Annotated in this window: 20 protein-coding genes; 6 read left to right on the top strand and 14 right to left on the bottom strand. The window is 36.9% G+C overall.

Annotation, left to right across the window (positions count from 1 at the left end; all coding sequences use genetic code 11):
- Nucleotides 1–70 precede the first annotated feature (70 nt).
- The 8 genes from AC07UM_RS11320 to AC07UM_RS11285 all read right to left on the bottom strand — a co-directional run bounded on the left by AC07UM_RS11320 (nucleotide 71) and on the right by AC07UM_RS11285 (nucleotide 11,653).
- Entirely contained in the window at nucleotides 71–1,009 is a 939-nt protein-coding gene (locus tag AC07UM_RS11320; RefSeq protein WP_494683406.1) for an ROK family protein, read from the bottom strand.
- A 50-nt stretch (nucleotides 1,010–1,059) separates the two neighbouring features.
- Nucleotides 1,060–4,386, bottom strand: coding sequence for a glycoside hydrolase family 38 C-terminal domain-containing protein (locus AC07UM_RS11315; protein ID WP_494683407.1), 3,327 nt, complete (start codon nucleotides 4,384–4,386; stop codon nucleotides 1,060–1,062).
- Between the two features lie 61 nt (nucleotides 4,387–4,447).
- Complete coding sequence (locus tag AC07UM_RS11310; protein WP_494683408.1) at nucleotides 4,448–5,209, bottom strand: GntR family transcriptional regulator; 762 nt, start codon at nucleotides 5,207–5,209, stop codon at nucleotides 4,448–4,450.
- Between the two features lie 167 nt (nucleotides 5,210–5,376).
- A complete protein-coding gene (locus AC07UM_RS11305) occupies nucleotides 5,377–8,082 on the bottom strand; it encodes a TonB-dependent receptor domain-containing protein (protein ID WP_494683409.1) in 2,706 nt (901 codons plus the stop codon).
- A 68-nt stretch (nucleotides 8,083–8,150) separates the two neighbouring features.
- Nucleotides 8,151–8,486 carry a hypothetical protein gene (locus AC07UM_RS11300; protein WP_228447821.1) on the bottom strand — a complete coding sequence of 112 codons (336 nt, stop codon included), beginning with the start codon at nucleotides 8,484–8,486 and terminating at the stop codon, nucleotides 8,151–8,153.
- Nucleotides 8,487–8,532: 46 nt separating this feature from the next.
- The gene (locus AC07UM_RS11295; protein WP_494683410.1) at nucleotides 8,533–9,174 is read right to left on the bottom strand and encodes a hypothetical protein; all 642 of its coding nucleotides are present in this window, start codon (nucleotides 9,172–9,174) and stop codon (nucleotides 8,533–8,535) included.
- A 72-nt stretch (nucleotides 9,175–9,246) separates the two neighbouring features.
- Entirely contained in the window at nucleotides 9,247–9,933 is a 687-nt protein-coding gene (locus tag AC07UM_RS11290) for a response regulator transcription factor (RefSeq protein ID WP_103231104.1), read from the bottom strand.
- Between the two features lie 175 nt (nucleotides 9,934–10,108).
- Entirely contained in the window at nucleotides 10,109–11,653 is a 1,545-nt protein-coding gene (locus tag AC07UM_RS11285) for a sensor histidine kinase (RefSeq protein ID WP_494683411.1), read from the bottom strand.
- 201 nt (nucleotides 11,654–11,854) lie between these two features.
- Here AC07UM_RS11285 and AC07UM_RS11280 point away from each other — a divergent pair, with 201 nt between their 5' ends.
- On the top strand, nucleotides 11,855–12,349 hold the full coding sequence (locus AC07UM_RS11280; RefSeq protein ID WP_494683412.1) for an SRPBCC family protein: 495 nt from the start codon (nucleotides 11,855–11,857) through the stop codon (nucleotides 12,347–12,349).
- 78 nt (nucleotides 12,350–12,427) lie between these two features.
- Here AC07UM_RS11280 and AC07UM_RS11275 read toward each other — a convergent pair whose 3' ends face one another.
- The 5 genes from AC07UM_RS11275 to AC07UM_RS11255 all read right to left on the bottom strand — a co-directional run bounded on the left by AC07UM_RS11275 (nucleotide 12,428) and on the right by AC07UM_RS11255 (nucleotide 16,827).
- On the bottom strand, nucleotides 12,428–12,766 hold the full coding sequence (locus AC07UM_RS11275; RefSeq protein WP_494683413.1) for a hypothetical protein: 339 nt from the start codon (nucleotides 12,764–12,766) through the stop codon (nucleotides 12,428–12,430).
- A gap of 104 nt (nucleotides 12,767–12,870) precedes the next feature.
- Nucleotides 12,871–13,176, bottom strand: coding sequence for a four helix bundle protein (locus AC07UM_RS11270; RefSeq protein ID WP_494683414.1), 306 nt, complete (start codon nucleotides 13,174–13,176; stop codon nucleotides 12,871–12,873).
- A 12-nt stretch (nucleotides 13,177–13,188) separates the two neighbouring features.
- Entirely contained in the window at nucleotides 13,189–15,234 is a 2,046-nt protein-coding gene (locus AC07UM_RS11265; protein ID WP_494683415.1) for a S9 family peptidase, read from the bottom strand.
- Nucleotides 15,235–15,405: 171 nt separating this feature from the next.
- On the bottom strand, nucleotides 15,406–16,146 hold the full coding sequence (locus tag AC07UM_RS11260) for a uroporphyrinogen-III synthase (protein ID WP_109737905.1): 741 nt from the start codon (nucleotides 16,144–16,146) through the stop codon (nucleotides 15,406–15,408).
- Between the two features lie 12 nt (nucleotides 16,147–16,158).
- The gene (locus AC07UM_RS11255) at nucleotides 16,159–16,827 is read right to left on the bottom strand and encodes a DUF4271 domain-containing protein (RefSeq protein WP_494683416.1); all 669 of its coding nucleotides are present in this window, start codon (nucleotides 16,825–16,827) and stop codon (nucleotides 16,159–16,161) included.
- Between the two features lie 241 nt (nucleotides 16,828–17,068).
- Here AC07UM_RS11255 and AC07UM_RS11250 point away from each other — a divergent pair, with 241 nt between their 5' ends.
- The 4 genes from AC07UM_RS11250 (at nucleotide 17,069) to AC07UM_RS11235 (ending at nucleotide 20,467) form a co-directional block, all read left to right on the top strand.
- The gene (locus tag AC07UM_RS11250; protein ID WP_236852080.1) at nucleotides 17,069–17,785 is read left to right on the top strand and encodes a polyprenol monophosphomannose synthase; all 717 of its coding nucleotides are present in this window, start codon (nucleotides 17,069–17,071) and stop codon (nucleotides 17,783–17,785) included.
- A complete protein-coding gene (locus tag AC07UM_RS11245) occupies nucleotides 17,782–18,150 on the top strand; it encodes a DUF4296 domain-containing protein (RefSeq protein ID WP_494683417.1) in 369 nt (122 codons plus the stop codon). The genes AC07UM_RS11250 and AC07UM_RS11245 overlap by 4 nt, the downstream gene beginning before the upstream one ends.
- A 67-nt stretch (nucleotides 18,151–18,217) precedes the next feature.
- Entirely contained in the window at nucleotides 18,218–19,348 is a 1,131-nt protein-coding gene (tgt, locus tag AC07UM_RS11240; protein WP_494683418.1) for a tRNA guanosine(34) transglycosylase Tgt, read from the top strand.
- A gap of 6 nt (nucleotides 19,349–19,354) precedes the next feature.
- Nucleotides 19,355–20,467 carry an LptF/LptG family permease gene (locus AC07UM_RS11235; protein WP_236852077.1) on the top strand — a complete coding sequence of 371 codons (1,113 nt, stop codon included), beginning with the start codon at nucleotides 19,355–19,357 and terminating at the stop codon, nucleotides 20,465–20,467.
- A 2-nt stretch (nucleotides 20,468–20,469) separates the two neighbouring features.
- Here the strand turns inward: AC07UM_RS11235 and AC07UM_RS11230 are convergent, their stop codons facing one another.
- Nucleotides 20,470–21,183 (bottom strand): biotin--[acetyl-CoA-carboxylase] ligase, encoded by a 714-nt coding sequence (locus tag AC07UM_RS11230; protein WP_494683419.1) that lies wholly within the window; start codon nucleotides 21,181–21,183, stop codon nucleotides 20,470–20,472.
- Nucleotides 21,184–21,270: 87 nt separating this feature from the next.
- Here AC07UM_RS11230 and rsfS point away from each other — a divergent pair, with 87 nt between their 5' ends.
- A complete protein-coding gene (gene rsfS / locus AC07UM_RS11225; protein ID WP_124532485.1) occupies nucleotides 21,271–21,636 on the top strand; it encodes a ribosome silencing factor in 366 nt (121 codons plus the stop codon).
- The last annotated feature ends 6 nt before the right edge of the window (nucleotides 21,637–21,642 follow it).

The following is a 21,642-nucleotide window of genomic DNA, read 5'->3' as shown; positions in this document are numbered from 1 at the left end:
ATGGGGTAGGCTTATTATCGTCGTTCTTCACTTCAGGAAAATTGAGCTGCCTTACTTCATTCTTTTTTTATTAATGATTGATAAGATGTGCGATGCCGAGCAAAGCTGCAGTACCGGGGAATACTCCTTCTTCGATAGGTAGTTCTCCCCATGGAGTCCAGGCGTGAGTTTCTACATATTGCTTGATATAGGGGATAATTTGTGAACTGCTGGCCATAATGCCGCCCGTCAATACAAGAACTTCCGGGTCATAGGCATGAATAAGATTAATGGCAGCTGCTGACCATACCTCTAAACTTTGATCACGAAGATATAAAGCAGTGATATCCCCTTCTTCAGCGAGTCTGAAAACGAGTTCATAATCAATGACAGGGTAGGCAGACAGTTTACTTCCGGTAAAACTTTTGTGCGATTCTGCCATGCCCGGAAGGTTCCAGGTAGACGCTTCAGTTTCTACACAACCTTTGTTTCCACAATTGCAGGAAGTTCCTTTATAGTTGATAACAGAATGTCCTCCCAATATGCCGGCTGTGAAATGTCTGCCTCTAAGCAATTGTCCTTCTATAGCGGCAGCGCTTCCGACTCCGGTTCCCAATGTCATCAAAACAATATTATCATAATGTTGGACATTACCGTATTTCCATTCTCCCAACAATGCGGAACGGGCGTCATTTTCTATTGTGAAAGGCAGATTGAAGGTCTGGAGACACCATTCTTCAAGATCGATATCAGGAGCATCTCCAAATTTTTTATCAATGGAAAGAATTCTTTTTTGAATAGGGTCTACAATACCCGGAGAAGCGATTCCTAACCCGGCGATATCAGTGGTAGAAAGCCGCTGCTGATTGAGCATATTTTCTACCGTTTCCTTTATGAAGGGCAATCTCTGTCTGAGACCTTTGCCGGAATTCGCATCAATAGATACAGAAGATAGGATAGTACCCTCTTTTATGATTCCTATTTTAATTCTGGTTCCACCCATATCTATGGCAAGTACTGGTTTTGACATTTGCTTTAAGTAGTTTTAAAATAATATAACCTCTTCCGTAGTCCCAAAAATTAAGGAACTATTCTGATTTCCATCACATCCATTCCGGATAAACGAATCTCTTCGGTAGGAGACCATATATTTCCGGTTTTAGTCTCAATAATTTTTGAGGGCTTGATCTGATCCCATAAAAAGGAAGTTGCCTGTTCATTCTCAGAAGGATTGTAAAGCCTGATCAGGAAACTCTTGTCTTCCTGTGGGGTTACGCTTGTCACCACAATATGGTCATTATGGATACGGAAAAGGCTTTTTCCAGCAGATGATTTTTCTTTCACAGGAATTGCGATAAGAGGCTGGGTAAAAGCTGCAGCATATTTTTCATTTTCCACTGCATTAAAACCAGAATGAGGGCGGAGCGTATAATGATAATGTACAGGCCCTTCCTGATCTGCTTTATAATTGGTGTGCCAGTAGTTGTTCATTGCATAACTGAACCAGTGAGTTGTTCCGGGAGTTCCCTGGTCTTTCCATTTTTTGTGGCTGTTGTCAATAGTCATTCTTTCATCGATCATTTCTGCTGCCTCAATCAATGGAGTTTCCAGCATCATCCACTGCATTCCTTTTTGCCCGGAAGATGCATCTACCCAGCGGCGGCTGTATCCATAATCCATGTTGGAACCGGGAAGCTGATCTGTAAGGTATTTCATCGTTCCATACCCTGCATCTATGGTGATGTTTTTAAAGTCAGCATTGAAAGGAAAACCAAAATGCACAGATTCTTTTGTGCGGACAGGTTTTTTATCTACAATATTCTCCAGCGCAACTTCATCACTTCCGGCTGTCAGTGTAATGATTCTTTCCAATTTTTTAGCTCCCGGAGCTTCTGATGTAATGGAAACTTTGGCGATCAGTGGACCGTTTTCCAATACTTTTACCATTACATCAGCATTTGAGACCGCTTCTTTAGGATCAGACCCCGGGACATACCAATAACTGTTCAATCCCTGATTATTAAAACTTCCCGCATAATTCGTTGAACTGTTGTCTGTAAAACGGGTAATACTTCCTGTTTTGCGATCCCATGCGAGTGTTACTTTTCCATTGGAAATTCCGGTGTCTGTAATCGTAAAGGGATGAGAATCTATTGTTTTATGTTTGGTAATAGTGTAAACACTGGATCCTAATGCAGGAACATCTTTGGCAAAGAATACCATTGTTCCGTTCTGTAGTTTCTGAAGAGGTATTTTATTTCCGGCAATATCCTGAATGGCATTTCCCAGAGTCGTTTCCGGAATTGTAACCACTCCGCTTCTTGCCCATGATGAGGTATTGAAGACAGCGATTGTTTTGGAGGAGAGATCTGTTAATGGCTGCAACAGTTCATTTTCCAATTTTTCCGAAAGAGAATTTCCGTCAAGTGAAAACTGTCTTTTCACTTTCCATTGGTCTGCCACGAATGGAAGATCGGGAGCTGTAATACTATTGAATGCCCCCCATGTATGTTCATGAAATAGAATCACATTTCTCCAGGCTTCATAAAATCGCTGACTGTTATATTGAGAAGGTTTCAGCATAGCGTAAAGTGTAGTAAGCTGCTGCAATTTCAGACTGCTGTTCCTGTTGATTCCTTCTTCTCTGGCTGTAGACATGGCACCGTCTTCCCAATAAGGGCTGATATCACCTTTTACTACAGGAATCTGATCACCATATTTTTTTTCAAATACTTCAAACATTTTTTCATTCGTGCTCAGAATGATCTTAGGCGAAGTATATTTTTTATTCCATTCATCTACAAACCTTGATATTGAAGGATCTATAGGCCCGTTGTCTGCTACGATGTTATAACGCCATTGTACCATATCATATGGATAATTTGCTTTGGTAAGATCATCCAGATATTCTGCAATTTTTTTCTGACCGGTTTCGAATACCGCTCCGGGATGTACGCCGTGCCATGAAGAATATCCTCTTCCTGCTGTCCAGAATAATATTTTCTCTTTTCCGGAAGGAGACTGCCACCATACAGGTTTATCGCCCCAGTTTTTTACAAAATTCCCAACACGATCCCCCAGATATGGATTGGTTTTTCCTAAATAATTAGGTCCGCTGGAAAAATATTTTACTCCGGATGATGTTAAGGCCGGGACTAATGCCCAGGCAAATCCAGGTACGTCTGACATCATTGCACTGTTGATTTTCAACCCATATTCTTTTTCGAGTTTCTGTGCATATTCTGTGTAATGGTAAAGTTCTTCCGGCTGGCTCAGACCCGTTAAGATATTGCCATACATGGCAGAAAGTCCGATTCCCCCTTCTTTTACTGCTTTTACAAACGATTTTTTGTCGTCTGCAGTAGCATTTTTCATGAAGTTTTCAACGTCCCAGAGCGCTTCCACATTCCATTTGAAACGGGCTTCTTCCGGGAGGTTTTTCGTTTCTTCAACCATTTTGATAGCGTCATAGATATTTTGAGTATGGATCTTTTCTACTTCAGCCTGAAGATGAGAATACCCCACATCAGTATGGGAATGATGGATAAAATAAAGGGTGCGTAGAACTACTTTTCCAGCCTCAATATTTTTTCGGAAAAGTTCTTTTTTTCCTGAAGTAACCAGCAGTTGTACCACACCTCCTTCCGGAGACAAAGTAACAGGGATATCAAAAGTTTTGATTCCATCCGGCATAGTAAAAGAATGATGGTCTTTGCCGTCTATTGTGGCTGTTATTTTCTGATCCGGCCCAAAATGTAGAGTAGTAAGAGTGATCAGGCGCTTTCCATCTTTCAGGATAAAAGGAGTAGAAGCTGCGTCTATTTTTTCTTCAAAAGTAAATTTATAAGTCATAAACCAGTCCCGGCTGCCCTGGGCCTGTCCTATCAGTTTTAAGCGGACAGGTTTACCCGGAGTTATTTTACTGACCGGAACCCGTAAATAGGCAATTCCATAAGAGTCTTTCAGACCGTCCGTTTTAGTTTGATGAAATACAAATGCAGTACTGTCTGCCGCTTTGGAAATCCAATCTGGACGTTGGTTAGCAGGATAGGTGCTGAGGGTTAATGCCTTCTGATCATCAATATACAGATCAAAATTACGAATTCCTCCACTGGTACCTGATGAATGTGAAACCAACCAGTTGAAATATACATAAGGACCGGTATTTCTTTGTGGTACAGGGGCTGTTTCCCATTCTATAACCTTCGCTCCATCTGTGGTGCGGGTAAGTAATGCACGGGTGGCATGATCCGGAAATGCGGAGAAATAATCAATGTTTTCACCGGCTATTTCACGGCTATATCCGTTAATAGGCTGTACATTACCAAAATAAGGTGCTGTTTTCTGACCATATGCAATATTGCTTATCAGGAAAGATACCAGCAAAAGAAAATACCTGTTATACATAAGCTTAGTTTTTATAATTATATGTTAGAATGTTTGAACATATTAAATTTTAAAAAAGGGATTAATTTCCCGGAGATTTATTAATATCTATTGTATAAGTAAATTTATCAGAACGGTAGTATCCTACATTATATTCTACAGGTTTTCCGTTGATATCATATACAAAGCGCTCCCGTTTCAATACAGGAAAAGAGGCAGAGACTTTCAGTTTTTTCCCTATTACAGCTCCAGCCTGGCAAGCACTTATATTTTCCCTGGAACGATGTACGGTTACCCCGTGATGCTCCTGCAGCATACTGTATAATGGCATATTGAAGTCATCACCTTTGTCCAGACCTATTCTTGGGTGAAAATAGCTTTCAAAATAAACGATCGGGTCTCCCGAGCTTTCCCCTTTTAACTTGGATAGCTTGAATATTTTTTTATCCGGTGTGCAATGAAAGAAATTACAGATCTCCTCATTAGGCTGTACCATAGTTGTTTTTAATAACTGATTGATGACGTGGATTCCCTTTTCCTGCATCTCTCTGGTAAAACTGTACCAGTGATCCAGACCGGTTACCAGGCTTTTCTTTTCAGCAACACGGGTTCCGATCCCTTTTTTGCGAAGGATCAAACCTTCATTCTCAAGCTTGTTAGTCGCCTGACGAATGGTGTTCCTGGAAACTCCCCACAGATTGGCAAGATCAACTTCTTTAGGTAATAAAGCCCCTTTTTTATAAACCTCCATTTGGATTAGTTTACGGAAAAGCTCCTCTACCTGTACATGCAGAGGGAGTTTGCTGTTATGATCAATTGTAAAATCCTGATTAGGTATGTTCATACATATAAGAAAGTGTAAATATAGTATTTTTTTGATTTGATGATGATTTTTTTTAATAAAAATGAAAAAACAGTATCAATCTGATACTGTTTTCTACTATTTAAAATCTGATGTGAACTTTATTGGTTGCATAAGCCTATAAGGCTTTGTTTCTTCTATTCAGGGATTTAAAACGTCACATCCAGTCCCACATAGAAGTTAGCCTTCATAATGGGTGCATAGACCATTCCTCCATCAAAATAATTTCCGAAAGGATTTTTAAAATCAACAATCGCATTTTTCTGATAATAAGAAGTCAGGTTTTCTCCTCCTACATAAGCTCTGATTTTTTTATTGAAATTTCTTGAGATCTGAGCATTAAGAACCGCGTAAGATTCAGAATACGTTGGTAACTGAAACTCTGCCGGATTAGTTGATGTATCGGGAAGTCTTTGCTTTCCAACCCAGTTTAAAGTCGTATCAAAGCTCCAGAATCCTCCATTGTTATTCTTGTTGGTTGAATAGGCTAAATTCACAAATCCTCTGTGCTTAGCCATAAAAGGAACTTCTCTTCTTCCTCCGATATAATCAGCCTGTACATCATAATACTTATAAGCTAGCCTTACATCAAAATTTTTGAAAGGAGTAAAATCCCACTGCGTTTGGAATGAATTAGCAAAGGATTTTCCTTCCAGGTTATAGAATGTCAACTGTTGAGGAGATTTATCTAAATCTACCAATACCTGATCCTGGAAATCTGTTCTGAAGAAGTCGGCAATAATGCTGGATTTTCTTCCGAATAACTTAAATTCCTGTTGTAAGCTTGCCCCATAATTCCATGCAATTTCAGGTCTTAATCCATAAATATTTCCTCCGTTGGATACAATATTAATTGCTCTGTTCGATGCAAAATACTGCTGGCTTTCCGCAAATACATTCGCTGTTCTGAATCCTCTTCCCGCAGAAAGTCTTAAAATAGTCTGGGGCGTAAAATCATACTTGAAATTTAGTCTTGGTGTAAACTGAGTGCCTGCCAGATTATGAAAATCTACTCTCGTTCCTGCTACCAATGTATATTTTAAGCCTGTTAAAGTATATTCGGCAAAGATTCCCGGGACAATTTCATTTCTTCTCAGGTCGTTCGTTAAATATGTTTCTTTATAACCATCATATAAGAAACTTGCACCAGCTTTATACTTATGATTGGTATTTCCAATGATGCTTTCAAAAATTAAATTGGAATAATACGTGTGCTGCTGTCCTGCATAATTTCTCAATCCAAAGAAGCTGTCCTGTTGGTGATATACATACTGGTTCATCCAGCCAATACTCTGGTAAGGCTTTCCTTTAAAAACATACCCTGTTTTATTCCAAACCTGGAATCTTGAAATATCAATTCCTACCCCATAAAAAGGCTGCTTGTCCTGACCAAGTTTTTTATCAAAACTAACCTGTCCTGCAGTTCTTTCATCTCTGATAAAATTAATTCCGAAATGAGATCCGAAGCCTGACTTTTCAAGATCATTATAATTCAGCAAATAAGCTGCATTGATCTGTGTTCCTTTCGGTCTGTCCAGAAAACCGTCATCATTCATATCCGTGTTTCCGAATGTTCCGTTTCCGTGAAGAAGGAAAGTTTGTGACCATTTATCGTTAATAGGAGAAACATTGGTAATATTTATCTCTGCTCTTCCATTGAAGTCAGAAAAAAGATTCAATGACGTTTCAGGAGTCTTTGCATTCTTCAAAAGTTCGGTATTGATCTGTCCTGTGATACTTTCATAACCGTTCGTTACAGTACTTCCTCCTTTAGTAAGCTGAATGCTTTCAATCCATCTTCCCGGAATAAAATTTAAACCATAGGCAGAAGCCAATCCTCTGATTTCAGGTAATTGTTCTTTTGTTAGGCTGGTATATTTTTGATCCAGACCAAGCATTTTCAGCTGTTTTGTTCCTGTAACGGCATTGCTGAAAGAAACGTCAACGGTGGCATTGGTTTCGAAACTTTCAGACAGGTTACAACAAGCGGCCTTTAATAGCTCTTTTTTATCAATATTAAAAACAAGTCCGGCTTCTTTTTTACTCAAAGCTGTTGCTGCCTTAGAACCTGTTACGACAACACCGTCAATATTTTTTTCATGTTGAGAATGATCCTCTTTAGCGGGTGAAATTTCATGGTCTTTATGATCTTCATGTTTCGCTCCTTCTTCATAATGTACTTTGGGATTAGCCTCACCAAAAGTAAAGTCTCTGTCATACAGACAACACCCCGGAAGCCCATTGTATACAGAATCTGAAGCCTTATATTTTTCATTATCATGACCCGCATCAGCAATTGCTTTTAAAATCTTATCCGATGAGGTTTTTGACGGGTCAAAATTTAAGGTAACTATTTGTTTCTCTGCATTCCATTCTGCAGTGTTGGCACCAGCATCTTTTGATGCTTTTTCAATTCTGGCTTTACATGAAGCACAGTTTCCTCTTACGTAGAATTCATTTTCTTTTTTAGCGGAAACATTAGCATCTGCATGGTGCTCATGATGAGGTTCTGCTTGTGAAAGCTGTGCATCTCTGTCGTAATGGCAACATCCCGGAAGTCCTTCATAGGTGCTGTCAGAAGCTTTGAATTTTTCGTTATCATGACCTGCTTCAGCTACTTTTTTTAGAATGTCATCGGTAGATACATCGTCCGTTTCTAAAGTTAATGTCTGAAGATCAACAGAGTATACTGCTGTTTTTGCACCTGCTTTTTTAGCTGCACTTTCAATTCTTGTTTTGCACATTTCGCAGTTCCCTTTTACCTTGAACTGGTTTTTTGAAAGTGTTTGAGCAGATATAAATTGTGTAAATAGGAATAATGCACCAAGTATAAACCTGGAAATATGTAATTTCATTTTGTTTAAAGTTTAAATTAATTAAAAAACAATCCATTAAGTAGTATAATGAACGCGCGATATTTTAATTAACCTATTTTGGGCGGCTGCCAGATTTCCTTTAAACTATCTGAAAGATAAGGATCTGAATATTGAAACTGAGGATTCTTATTCGCTTTGTAATAAGACAGTTCCAGACGTAAGTTTTTTGAGAAAGGAGTTTCAATAAAGGTATAGCAGGCAACACATGATGAACAGCAGTCGTCATTGCATGATTTTGTTTTGTCATCTTTGCTTCCTTCTTTTGAAGAATGATTTTTGCAACAGTCACTTTTTTTTGAAGATTCTGCTTTACAGCATGTTTCCTGCATCCCTTGCGCATAGAAGTTATCCTTGGGAATTAAAAAAACTCCCAAGCAAAACACGATTGCAAGTATGTGAAACAGCTTCATTTCTGCAAAAATACAAAATTTATGGCAAAGGATCACCAACTTTTAGAGAACAGCTGTGCCATGGTGCTCCATGTGCTGGGTTTAATTTCGGTTTTTCACCCATAGCAAGGTTCTGTGCAGCAGGTGCAGGAGCTGGGGTTGTCTGTATTACATTCTGAGCTGGCTGAGCGGCTGGAGCCGGTTTACTGCTTAATGGCTGTCCTACCGCAATATCACATCGGTGTCCCGGCTGCCCGTGTGGAGGGTTCATTCCTGGAGCTGTCTTTACTTGTTTTCCGGAGTTGTCAATTGTGACTTTTCCTGGTGACATTGCATTAGGATCAATCTGGATGACTTTATTTCCGCCTGTGTTTATATTTTGTGGCGCAGGAGTGGCTGCAGGAGCACTATTTAAGGGTTGTCCCACCTGAATATCGCATCGGTGTCCGGGTTGTCCGTGTGGAGGATTCATGCCGGGTGCAGTAGCCATTGGAGATGGAGCGGGGGTAGATTGAATACCTGCCTGGTCCATCAGAGCTGTTTTTGAGGTGGTATTAAGGGCTACGCTGGGCTGTCCAGCGTTGGCTTCTTCTTTTAAATAAGTTGCTCTTTCATCCTTTTTACAGGATGTAGCTAATAGTGATACGGTGATCAAACCTATAAATGTATTCTTCATATCCATGGGTATGAAACAAAATTAGCAAAACATTTTCAAATGTTTTGCTAATTTTATATTTATAATTCGATTTTCGGATTAATTTTTTACCAAAAGTCTGAATCCTTCTCCGTGAACGTTGATAATTTCCAATCCTTCGTCATCTTTTAATAATTTACGAAGCTTTGCAATATACACGTCCATACTTCTTGCTGTAAAGTAATTTTCTTTTTTCCAGATCTTTCTTAAAGCAAGATCTCTAGGCATGAAATCATTTCTATGAATACAAAGAAGCTTCAATAATTCATTTTCTTTAGGAGAAAGCTTGTATTCTTTATCACCCACTTTCAATTGTCTCAACATAGAGTCAAAGAAAATATTGCTGATCTTGAACTGCTCCTGCTCCTCATTTTCCAATGTAGAACTTCTCTGAAGAATAGCCTTTATTTTGTATAAAAGAAGCTCAGTATCAAAAGGCTTGGTGATATAATCATCAGCGCCCAACTGATAGCCCTTCAAAATATCTTCTCTCATATTTCTTGCGGTAAGGAATATGATTGGGGTATTTTTATCAATCTTTTTTACATCTTCAGCCAATGAAAATCCGTCTTTTTTTGGCATCATTACGTCGAATATGCAGATGTCGAATTCATTTTCTGTGAATTCTTTAAGTCCCTGCTCTCCATCAATGGCAAGTGTTACTTCAAAATTATTGATTGTCAAATAATCTTTAAGCACCGCCCCGAAACTCTGATCGTCCTCTACTAATAATATTCTGTTGCTCATAACTTTTAATAATTAATAATTAACAATTAAGAATGAACTTTCTCACTCTATCTTCTATATTTTGATATTTGGTTTAATTTCTCATAATTGATGATTGATGAATGATAAATGATAATTGATTTTGAAATCGGCCTTTTATCATTTATGGTTTATCATCGATCATTGATATTCTTTTCTAGCTCATCGGTAGTTTTATCGTGAACGTACTCCCTTTTCCTTTATGAGATTCTACGATAATCTCGCCTTTGTGCAGTTCTACAATTTTCTTTACGTAGGAAAGCCCTAATCCCTGTCCTTTTACATTGTGAATATTTCCGGTTTCCTCTCTGAAGAATTTTTCGAAAATTTTGGTTTTATTCTGAGTATCCATTCCCATTCCTTTATCGGAAATCTGAATGACATACCAATGACCTTCATTTTTGGTTTCCACATGTATTTCCGGTGCTTCTGGAGAATACTTATTGGCATTATCCAGCAGGTTGACCAGCATATTTGAGATATGGAATTCGTCTATTTTAAAAATATAATGAGTCGCATTGAATTTCTGTGTAAGGGTTCCGTTTCTTTGCTGTACAATCAGATTGAAAGATTCCGTTGTTTTTTTAATCAGTTCTCTTACATTGGCTTCTTTTAAAAACAATTCGACTTCATTTCTTTCAAGCTTAGACATATTCAGAATGTTTTCCACCTGCTTTTTCATCCTTAAGTTCTCCTGCTTGATCAGCTCCGAATAATACTTTACCTTATCCGGGTTGGTGGCAATCTTATCATTAGCTAAAGAATCTGTGGCTACAGAAATGGTGGCTAATGGTGTTTTAAATTCGTGGGACATATTGTTGATGAAGTCTGTTTTTACTTCAGCAAGCTTTTTCTGCCTCATCATATAATTGATGGAAATAATATAAATCCCAAGAATAGTAAGAAGAGAAAGGAATGTTCCTAGCAGCATCGGCCAGTTGTTCATCGCCAGAGAATATTCTTTTTTAGGGAAAACCAATGCGAGACTGTATAGCGTATTTTTTTTATCAGCAAAAAGAGGAAAACTATAGATATTGCTGTCCTTTTTCTCCTTGTATGCCTTATTTACAATGCTTGTCAGTTTATTGCTGCGGTCTAAGACTCCATATCCGAACTTGGCAGTGATGCCTCTTATTTTAAGTTCTTTAGCAATGACGGAATCAAGTGTTTTGGGATCTACTCTTTTGGTGATGGGAAGGTTGTTTCCATATACTTTCACAAACTCTTTCATGGAGTAGTCTCCAGTTTCAATCTCCTGATTGATGTCTGTGGTAAGAAGTTCACGATTGGTAGTGTCTCTTTTTATTTTGTAGGCCGCTTCGTCTGTATATAAAGTAGTCAGCTTGATAGAATCTCCTTTTTGGGAAATCGGAAGCTGAGTATTTTCAATAATATTTTTGGAATAAATAATTTGTCTCTGAGTACCAGAGTCTGCTACCTGCTGAATTGTAGTTAAAGACGGCTGCTTGCTGTTGGCAAGAATATTTTTCCTGAAATCTTTATAATCCTGATTCAGGTATTTGTCAGCTTCAATCTCTTCAATATTTTTTGAAGTACTTTCCAAAACTGCATATACTTTATTCGAAAAATCCTGTTCCAGTACGCCGTAATAGCCTTTCAACCAATAAAATTGGAGCGTTACAAAGACAATCAGTGAGATTGTCATAAACACTGAAATTATTGGGATGAATTTGTTATTCATTATTTAATTATATATGTTTTCGGAAGATGAATGTTAAAATTAATTGTTTTAAGACTACATAAACAAAAAACGAGCCAAAAAATTGTTTTATTTTTCTTAAAAGAGTGTTTTTTAACAATTATTTATGAATTATCTTTTACTTGTCATATGAAAAGTCCCACTCAGTAAATAAAATGCTAACTTTATTAAAAATAATTATTTATGGAATCTAATATCATTTTCAACAAAGATTTTGAAGAGCTCAGTATTTATGTCATGAAGATTTACAAAGCTGATCCTTCAACGGTATGGAATTATTTTACCAAAGCTGAATTATTGGATCAATGGTGGGGCCCAAAACCCTGGAAATGTGAAACGATACATCAGGATTTCAGAGAAGGAGGAGTCTGGATGTATACCATGATAGGTCCAAACGGAGAAAAAGGTCCCATGTATTCTCAATCTGAGTACGGAGAAATTAGAGAACACAGAAGTCTTGACTGGATGAGTGCTTTCTGCGATGAAAAAGGAAATATCAATGAAGATTTTCCAAGGTCAAAATGGCTGATCGGCTTTACGGGAGTGGAAGAGGGGACCAAAGTGACCATTAATATCCATTATCATTCTCAGGAAGTTATGAAAAAGATATTGGATATGGGATTTGAAGGTGGTTTTAGTATGGGTTTGAATCAGCTTGAGGAAATCTTACAATCATAAGATGATGAAGCTAAGAATAGTAAATGTAAATCCAGTAGTGTAAAATATAAAAGCTTGGACAATATCCAAGCTTTATTTTTATATCAGTTCTTCTTCCTGAAAATACTGAATAATTGCCTTTTTCATAAGCAATGACTGCTCATTGGGCTTCAATTCCGGAAGTCCTTCCAGTTTATCAAACTGAGGCCATCCGTCTTCATAATGTGTGAATTTATAATATCCAAAAGGCTCAAGTAACCTGCAGACTGCAATGTGAATCAGGTTCACTTTGTCTTCTTTTGTATATTTCTGCTGGCCGCTTCCCAGTTCTTGTAACCCAATCAGAAATAAAAGGGTTTCAATGGGAGGGTTCTTTTCAGTCTGGAAGTTGTCTTCGAAAAACTGTTCTATTTTTTTCCAATATTCGGACTCGTTCATATAATTGATAAATGATGATTAATAATTGATATTTTTAACGCTTTAATTCTTCACCTAATTTCCTTTTATAGGCAGAGGTTACTTTCAAAATTTCACTGGCTTCGTTAATAAGAATATCTAAATTTTCTTTTTTTTAGTATATGGAGTTCATCTATTAATTCCAGCCAGAATAAAGTTTCATCAGCTTCTTCTACAACAATGCATATTTTGGAATATTTTTCTTTGGTAGATCTGGCTCTGCACATTGCTCTATAGTTGCTTGCTGTGGATGAAACAGATCTGAAAACTTGTTTCCTTATATTTGATATTTTATCAGAATATGAAATATCAGACAATTCATTAATGATTGCAATGGTTAAAGATTTTGTCTTTTGTGCAAACATCTGATTGTAATTGTTGTCTGTATTCATATCATTTATCATTTATGAATTATCATTTATCTTTAAAAGAAATGCATACTCTAAAGCATCTTCTTTCAATGATTCAAATCTTCCGCTGGCACCCCCATGCCCGGAGCTCATGTCAGTTTTAAAAACTAAGATATTATCGTTTGTTTTTAGTTCTCTCAGTTTTGCAGTCCATTTTGCAGGCTCCCAATACTGTACCTGAGAATCGTGGAATCCCGTCGTGATCAGCATATGTGGATAATCTTTTGCCTCTACATTATCATAAGGAGAGTAGTCTTTCATATAATGATAATATTCTTTATCATTTGGATTTCCCCATTCGTCATATTCTCCTGTTGTCAAAGGAATAGTGTCATCCAGCATTGTACTCACAACATCCACGAAAGGAACCTGTGCTACAATTCCGTTGAATAACTGAGGCTCATAATTAACTACAGCTCCTACCAATAATCCTCCGGCACTTCCTCCCATCGCATATAAATGCTTTGATGAAGTGTAATTTTCTTTGATTAAATATTTCCCTGCATCTATAAAGTCGAAGAACGTATTTTTCTTGAACAACATTTTTCCATCCTCATACCATTCTCTTCCCAAATATTCTCCACCACGGATGTGAGCGATAGCGTAAATAAATCCTCTGTCCAGAATAGATAACCTTACATTTGAAAAACTAGCATCTACAGTATGTCCATAACTTCCATATCCATAGAGAAGAAGTGGAGTGTCAGCAGATTTTTTGGTGTCTTTGTGATAGACTAATGAGATTGGGATTTTTGTTTCCCCATCTCTGGAGTCGGCCCATATTCTTTCTGAAATATAATTTTCAGGAAAAAATTGTCCACCCAGTACTTCCTGTTGTTTTAGAAGTTTGGTGGTCTTTTCCTTCATGTTGTACTCGTAAGTGGAGCTAGGCTGTGTAAGAGAGGTATAGCCGTAACGTAAAATCTCAGTATCAAATTCCAGGTTGATTCCTATATACGAAGTATAAGTAGGGTCAGAGAAAGGTAAATAATAAGATTCCTGAGTTTTTTCATCAATGATTTTGATCTGAAGCAGTCCTCTTTCCCTTTCCTCTAGTACCAGATAATCTTTGAAAATTTCAAAACCTTCCAATAAAACTTCTGCACGGTGCGGGATAACATCTACCCAGTTTTCCATACCACAGTTGTTGATCTTGGTTTTTACGATCTTGAAATTGATCGCATCATCAGCATTGGTGATAATGTAGAATTCATCTTCGTAATGCTCTACAGAATATTCAAGGTCGTCTATTCTTGGCTGGATCACTTTCCATTCTGCAAATACATTGTCAGAAGGAATAAAGTGATGCTCATCAGAAATCGTACTTGAACTTGCAATAAAAATATATTGCATTGATTTTGTTTTGAATACATTGACGTCAAAAGTATCGTCCTTTTCATGAAAGATTAAAACATCTTCCGAAGAATCTGTTCCCAGCTGATGTCTGTATACCTGAAACGCGCGAAGACTTTTGTCTTTTCTGATATAAAAAACGTGTTGATTATCATTGGCCCAAACCGCTTTTCCTGTTGTATTAGGAATTGTATCCTGAAGTATTTCCCCTGTCTTTAAATTTTTAAAGTTGAGTGTATAAATTCTTCTTCCTACATTGTCTGAAGAAAAAGAGGCCAATTCATTATTAGGACTTACGGCTAGACTTCCTACTTCAAAGAAATCTTGACCGTCTGCTAAAATATTCACGTCAAGTACAATTTCCTCTTCGTTGTCTAGGCTTTTGTGTTTTCTGCAGAAAATAGGATATTCTTTCCCTTCTTCATAGCGTACAATATACCAATAACCATTAAAGAAATAGGGAAGAGACTCATCATCCTTTTTATAACGGGCTTTCATCTCTTCGAAAAGCTCTTCCTGAAGAGTTTCCGTATCTTTCATGATGAATTCTTCGTAGGCATTTTCTTCTTCAATATACTTGATGACTTCGGGGTTTTCCCTTTCGTTCAGCCAAAAGTAATTATCAACTCTTTTATCGCCGTGTATTTCTAATATTTTCTCTATTTTTTTTGCCTGTGGAGCTTTCATCCGTATATTTTAATTTTTTATTGAGTAGGATCTGTCTTTATACTTTTTTTCTGAAAGTAAGTGATTTACACAGAGATCTCATTCAATGTTAATTTTCGTTCAAATTTAGGTAAAAAAAAACCATCTTTCCTTTATTGAAAAGACGGTTGATAGTATTTTTTATAGTAAAGACTATTTGTGAAGCGCTTTAATATACTTTTCAAGGGCCATGGTCATGGAAGGAGTTTCCTTCGTAGGCGCCATTAAATCTACTTTTAATCCTGCTTCTTCTGCAGCTGCCAAAGTCGTGTTTCCAAAAACACCGATCTTTGTCTCTTCTTGCTTGAAGTCAGGGAAGTTTTGTTGTAGCGATTTGATTCCTTGCGGGCTGAAGAAGATCAACATGTCATAATCTTTGGCATTGATATCAGTAAGGTCGCTGCATACAGTACGGTACATAATTGCTCTTGTCCAGTCTACATTAGATGCATCCATGGTTTTTACAGTATCCGAACTTAGAACATCTGAAGATGGCAACAGATATTTTTCAGTTGGGAATTTTTTGAAAAGAGGAAGCAGGTCTGAGAAGTTTTTCTCCCCAAAGCTGATTTTTCTTTTTCTGTATACAATATGTTTTTGAAGGTAGTTGGCAATTGCTTCCGACTGGCAGATATATCTCATTGTATCTGGAACGGCAAAACGCAGTTCTTCTGCTAGTCTGAAGTAATGGTCAATCGCATTTTTACTGGTAAAAATAATACCGGTATACTGCGTCAGATCTATTTTCTGTGTTCTGAGCTCTTTATTGTCAACCCCTTCGACGTGGATAAAAGGACGGAAATCAATCTTTATTTTTTCCTTCTTCGCTATATCCAAGTATGGAGAAGACTCACTAGGCGCTGGTTGAGAAACCAATATAGACTTTATTCTCATCATTGACATTTATTAAAAAAATAACAACTTCCAAAGCAATAATAATGGTGTGATTTGGAGGGTGCAAATATACAAAAATTTATAATACCATTTCTCGGGAAGAATCTTGTTCTTGTGAAATAAGTAGAAAAAAACTTTGAAAATGAATACAAAGGAAAAGAAGCATAAATAATAAAAAAACATTTTATTTCTGTCTATGGGGAAGTAATAGTGGGCTACACAAAGAATTATTAGTAAAAAAGAAAGAATGAAATAAAATTTTGTGGAGGTAAAATAAAAAATAGTCCATTTTTTTCCATCCCCTATACTTTGATAAAATAAAAACCCTAATGTTGATTTTATTAAATAAAAAAACAGTACAGCCAGCAAAGTATACCCGAATTTATTAAGCTGATACCCGAAAAGCTGGAGATCGGCAATATACTTCGGAACAATAGGAATATACTGTGAAATTAATATAGACAGCGTAAGCGTAGTCACACATGAAGTGATAATCCAGCTGGGAAGGTTGTTGCTGGCATCAAAATATTTCTGAAGCAGAAAATCTTTGAGACTGGCATCCCTTTCTATGATGTTCATCATAAAAACATATAAAAATATACAGCCCACGAGGATAAAAATTACCCAGTCATTATTCTCAGGTATTCTTACATGATTGATGAAGTGTTGTGATGATGGCAAAATTTAAGTTTTTTTATTTATTATTTAACTTCAGATAACACAACCCGGCACAGATTTTCCTATCACCTGATCTATGAATTTGCAGCTAAAATACCTACTCTTATTGATTTTACGTATTGTTCAGATCTGTTGAATACAAGTTTCTGGTCCATCCGCTTAATCCGCGATAAGTATTTTTGCAAAATTATAGATTATTTTGTATAAAATAAAAAGGTTAAATAAACTATCTTTGCAAACTGAAATGAAAAAGCTCGTCATTATCCCAACATATAACGAAAAGGAAAATATTAAAAATATTATTTCCGCGGTTTTTGCAATGGACGACGACTTTCATGTCTTGGTAGTAGATGATACTTCTCCGGATGGAACAGCAGAGATTGTAAAAGAATTGCAGAAGAAACATCCACACTATCTGCACCTGTCCATAAGACATGTGAAAGATGGACTGGGAAAGGCATATATCCATGGATTTAAGTGGGCACTCGAAAATAAATACGATTATATTTTTGAGATGGATGCCGACTTTTCCCATAATCCAACTGATCTCCCCAAATTGTTTGAAGCCTGTATCAATGCTGACATGGCCATCGGTTCCCGTTACTCAAAAGGAGTCAATGTTGTCAACTGGCCTATGGGAAGGGTATTGCTGTCCTATTTTGCATCAAAATATGTAAGATTTGTTCTAGGTCTTCCTATTCACGATACTACCGCAGGATTTGTCTGCTTTTCAAGAAAAGTATTGGAAGAAATAGGACTGGATAATGTGAAATTGAAAGGCTATGGATTTCAGATAGAAATGAAATTCAGAACTTTTAAAAAAGGGTTCAGAATTGTAGAAGTTCCTATTATATTTACCAATAGGATTTTAGGAGAAAGCAAAATGAACGGTGGAATTATCCATGAAGCAGTTTTTGGAGTATTAAACCTAAAATGGAAATCAATTATCAATAGACTATGAAAAAGCTGATCTTTATTTTCGTTTTGATAAGTCTGTTTTCGTGCGGCGATTATATTGATAAGCCTAAAAATCTGATCGATAAAAACGTGATGGCGGAAATTATTGCAGATCTTGCGATCAACGATCAGGCTATCTATGTGTATCCTGAAAAAAATATGGAAGCAGGGACAAGAGCTGTTCTGAAATCACATAAAGTAAAACCTGATGATTTCGTTGGAAGTTTCAAATACTATGTAATTAAAGAAGAAATGGACGGGATCGCCAACGATGCACAGGAAATATTGGTGAAAAAAGATCCTAAAGCAGATAAATATATAAAGGATAAACTGAAACAGAATGGCGTTGCAATACCTTTAGTAAGGTAAAAACGATATGAAGCTGTTATCAGAATAGAAATCACTGATAAAAGCAGTGAATTAAAAAAGTAGAGAGATGAAATTTTTTAATATAGAAAAAACCTCTGAAGGAAAAGCAAGAGCAGGGGAAATTACCACAGATCATGGGAAGATTCAAACCCCTATTTTTATGCCTGTGGGAACTGTAGCAAGTGTGAAAACAGTTCATCAGAGAGAATTAAAAGAAGACATTAAAGCTCAGATTATTCTGGGAAATACTTATCACCTTTACCTTCGTCCGGGAATGGAGACGATGCAGGCTGCAGGTGGTTTACATAAATTCATGAACTGGGATCTTCCTATTCTTACCGATTCAGGAGGGTTTCAGGTATTTTCACTAGCCAGCAGCAGAAAAATGACGGAAGAAGGTGCGAGATTCAAATCTCATATTGACGGAAGTTATCACATGTTCTCTCCAGAAAGATCAATGGAGATTCAAAGACAGATCGGAGCGGATATTTTCATGGCTTTTGACGAGTGTACTCCTTATCCTTGTGAATATAACCAGGCAAAATCATCTATGGAGCTTACCCACCGTTGGCTGAAAAGATGTATTGAATGGACAAATGATAATCCTGAATTATACGGGTACAAGCAAAGACTTTTCCCAATTGTTCAGGGATCAACCTATTCTGACCTTAGAAAAATTTCTGCAGAAGTAATTTCTGAAGCAGGAGCAGAAGGAAATGCTATTGGAGGACTTTCCGTTGGAGAGCCTGAAGAAGAAATGTACAGAATCACTGATGAAGTTACTGATATCCTTCCGAAAGATAAGCCAAGATATCTGATGGGAGTGGGAACACCATGGAATATCCTTGAAACGATCGGACTGGGAATTGATATGATGGATTGCGTAATGCCAACAAGAAATGCAAGAAATGCAATGCTTTTCACATGGCAGGGAGTGATGAATCTTAAAAATGAAAAATGGAAGCGCGACTTTTCGCCTTTGGATGAATTTGGGACCAGTTTTGTAGACCGTGAATATTCAAAAGCGTATCTTCGTCACCTGTTTGTATCTAAAGAATATCTGGCAAAACAGATTGCTTCGATTCATAATCTTGCATTCTATCTTGATTTAGTAAAAGTAGCCAGAGAACATATCATTGCAGGAGATTTCTACGAATGGAAAAAATCTGTAGTGCCGGTTCTTAGACAAAGACTATAATAGACTATGCTTAAAATTGTAGACAGATATATCATTAAAAAATACCTTGGAACTTTCAGTTTCATGTTGGTGCTATTGTCTATAGTCGTATTGGTAATCGATGTTCAGCAGAAGATCCCAAGGATAGAAAATGCCAAAGCCATAGATCCGAAGCTGGATCTGATGTATTTTCTTGTTCATTTTTATCCTTTCTGGATTATTAATCTTGTGGTGACCTTCCTTTCCATTCTGGTATTTATTTCTGTAATTTATTTTACCTCCAGGATGGCAAATAACACAGAAATTGTTGCTATTATCAGTAGTGGAGCTAGTTTTCACAGATTTTCCAAACCCTATCTGTTTACATCCATTTTTATTGGTTTGATTGCTCTTGTGGTATATCATATGGTGCTGCCATGGGCCAATATTAAGAAAAATGAATTGGAAGCATATACCTATAACGCTGCCAACAAAGAAAAGATCTTAGGAACAGCACCAGCCTCTTCACAGCTGAGTAAAACAGAATATATCTTTGTCGATTCCTGGAATAAACGAGAAAAAAGAGGGTCAAGCTTTGTCTATCAGAAATTTGATAAAGACAGAAAAATGGTTTATGAGCTGAAAGCAAGTGAAGTATATTGGGATAAGCTCAAAAAACAGTTTGTCTTAAATAACTATTTAGAAAAAACCATCAATAAAGACAATACCGAAAAGCTAAATAACGGAATAGAATTAAGGAAAAATTACGGGCATTCACCCGAAGAGCTTTTCCCGAATGAGCTTTTGGGACAAAATAAAACCACACCTGAACTTCTGAAATTTATTGAAAGAGAAAAGGCAAGAGGAAACAGCAACCTGAACTCTTATCTGAACGAGCTTCACCAAAGAACATCAATGCCTGCTTCCATCATTATTCTGACATTTCTGGCACTTTCCCTGTCATCACAAAAGAAAAGAGGAGGATTGGGAGTCAATCTTGCGATAGGGATCTCATTGGCCTTTATTTTCGTCTTTTCATTTGAAGCCCTGAAAGTGGTTTCGGAAAATAAAAGTTTGTCTCCAGCGGTGGCAATGTGGCTGCCTAATATGGTGTTCTTGCCGCTTACCCTATATCTTTATATCAAAAGAGCCAATCAATAAAATCAGTAGAGTAATTTTACTTCTTTGTGATAAAAGGAATGCATCCCGTCTTCCAGTTCTATCCAAAGCTTCCCTTGCTCATCTACATTTCGAATGATGCCATTTTGTCGTGCTTTTTCAATTTCAAATACAGAGATCAGATCCTTTCTGAAAAGATTTTCATTGAATCCATTCAGAATTTCCTTGTCGGAAGGAATGTTTTTTAGTTTTTCAGACAAAAACTCATGAAGATTTAATGCAACATCTTCAAGGTCGAATAAGATGCCTGTCTGTGTGAAAAGTGAGCCAGCATTGGATATTTCATCAAAATTTTCCTGAAGAATATTGATTCCGGCTCCTATGATGAAATAATTATTTTGATTAATCTTTTTCTTTTCTATTAAAATTCCAACGATTTTTTTACCTTTAAGGATAATATCATTCGGCCACTTAATTTTTACCTCTGAGTCAGACAATTTGGCAAGGAAATCCCGGACAACCATTGCGGTATAATAATTGAGCATAAAATCAGAGCATAAGATGTCCTGAGTATTCACTGCCAGCGTATAAGCCAGGTTTTTTCCGGCAGTCGGAGTCCAGACATTACCATACTGACCACGGCCTTTAGTTTGATTAAAAGTATGCAATCCTAAAAAATTTGAATTTTCATAAAGTAAAAACTTTGATATTTCGTCATTAGTAGAAGAACATTCTTTCAGGTAGAAGAGTTGACTCATTTAAGAAAACTTTAAGACATTAAGAGGGTAAAAGTAAGGTTAAAGTAAAGAAAAAACAATAAATTTGCAGATTATAGTATTTTTTTAATGAATAAGACAGCAGAAAAACAAGCATTAATAGATAAAATCGTTGAAGCTATCCAGGATGTAAAAGGAGAAGACATTATGATCTTCGATCTTTCAAACATCGAAAACTCCGTAGCAGAAACGTTCGTGATATGTAGTGGAAACTCGAATACACAGGTAGCTGCACTCGCAGGAAGTGTTGAGAAAAAAGTAAGAAACGAACTGCAAGACAGACCTTGGCACGTAGAAGGTACTGAAAATGCAATGTGGGTATTGGTAGATTACGTCTCAGTGGTGGTTCATATATTTCAAAAAGAAGTACGTGAGTACTATGATATAGAAGAGCTTTGGGGTGACGCAGTCATTACCAAAATTGAAAATGAATAATAAAAA

The organism is Chryseobacterium sp. GW821-FHT04C04 (assembly GCF_059420365.1).
This window is presented reverse-complemented; position numbering and strand designations above follow the sequence as displayed.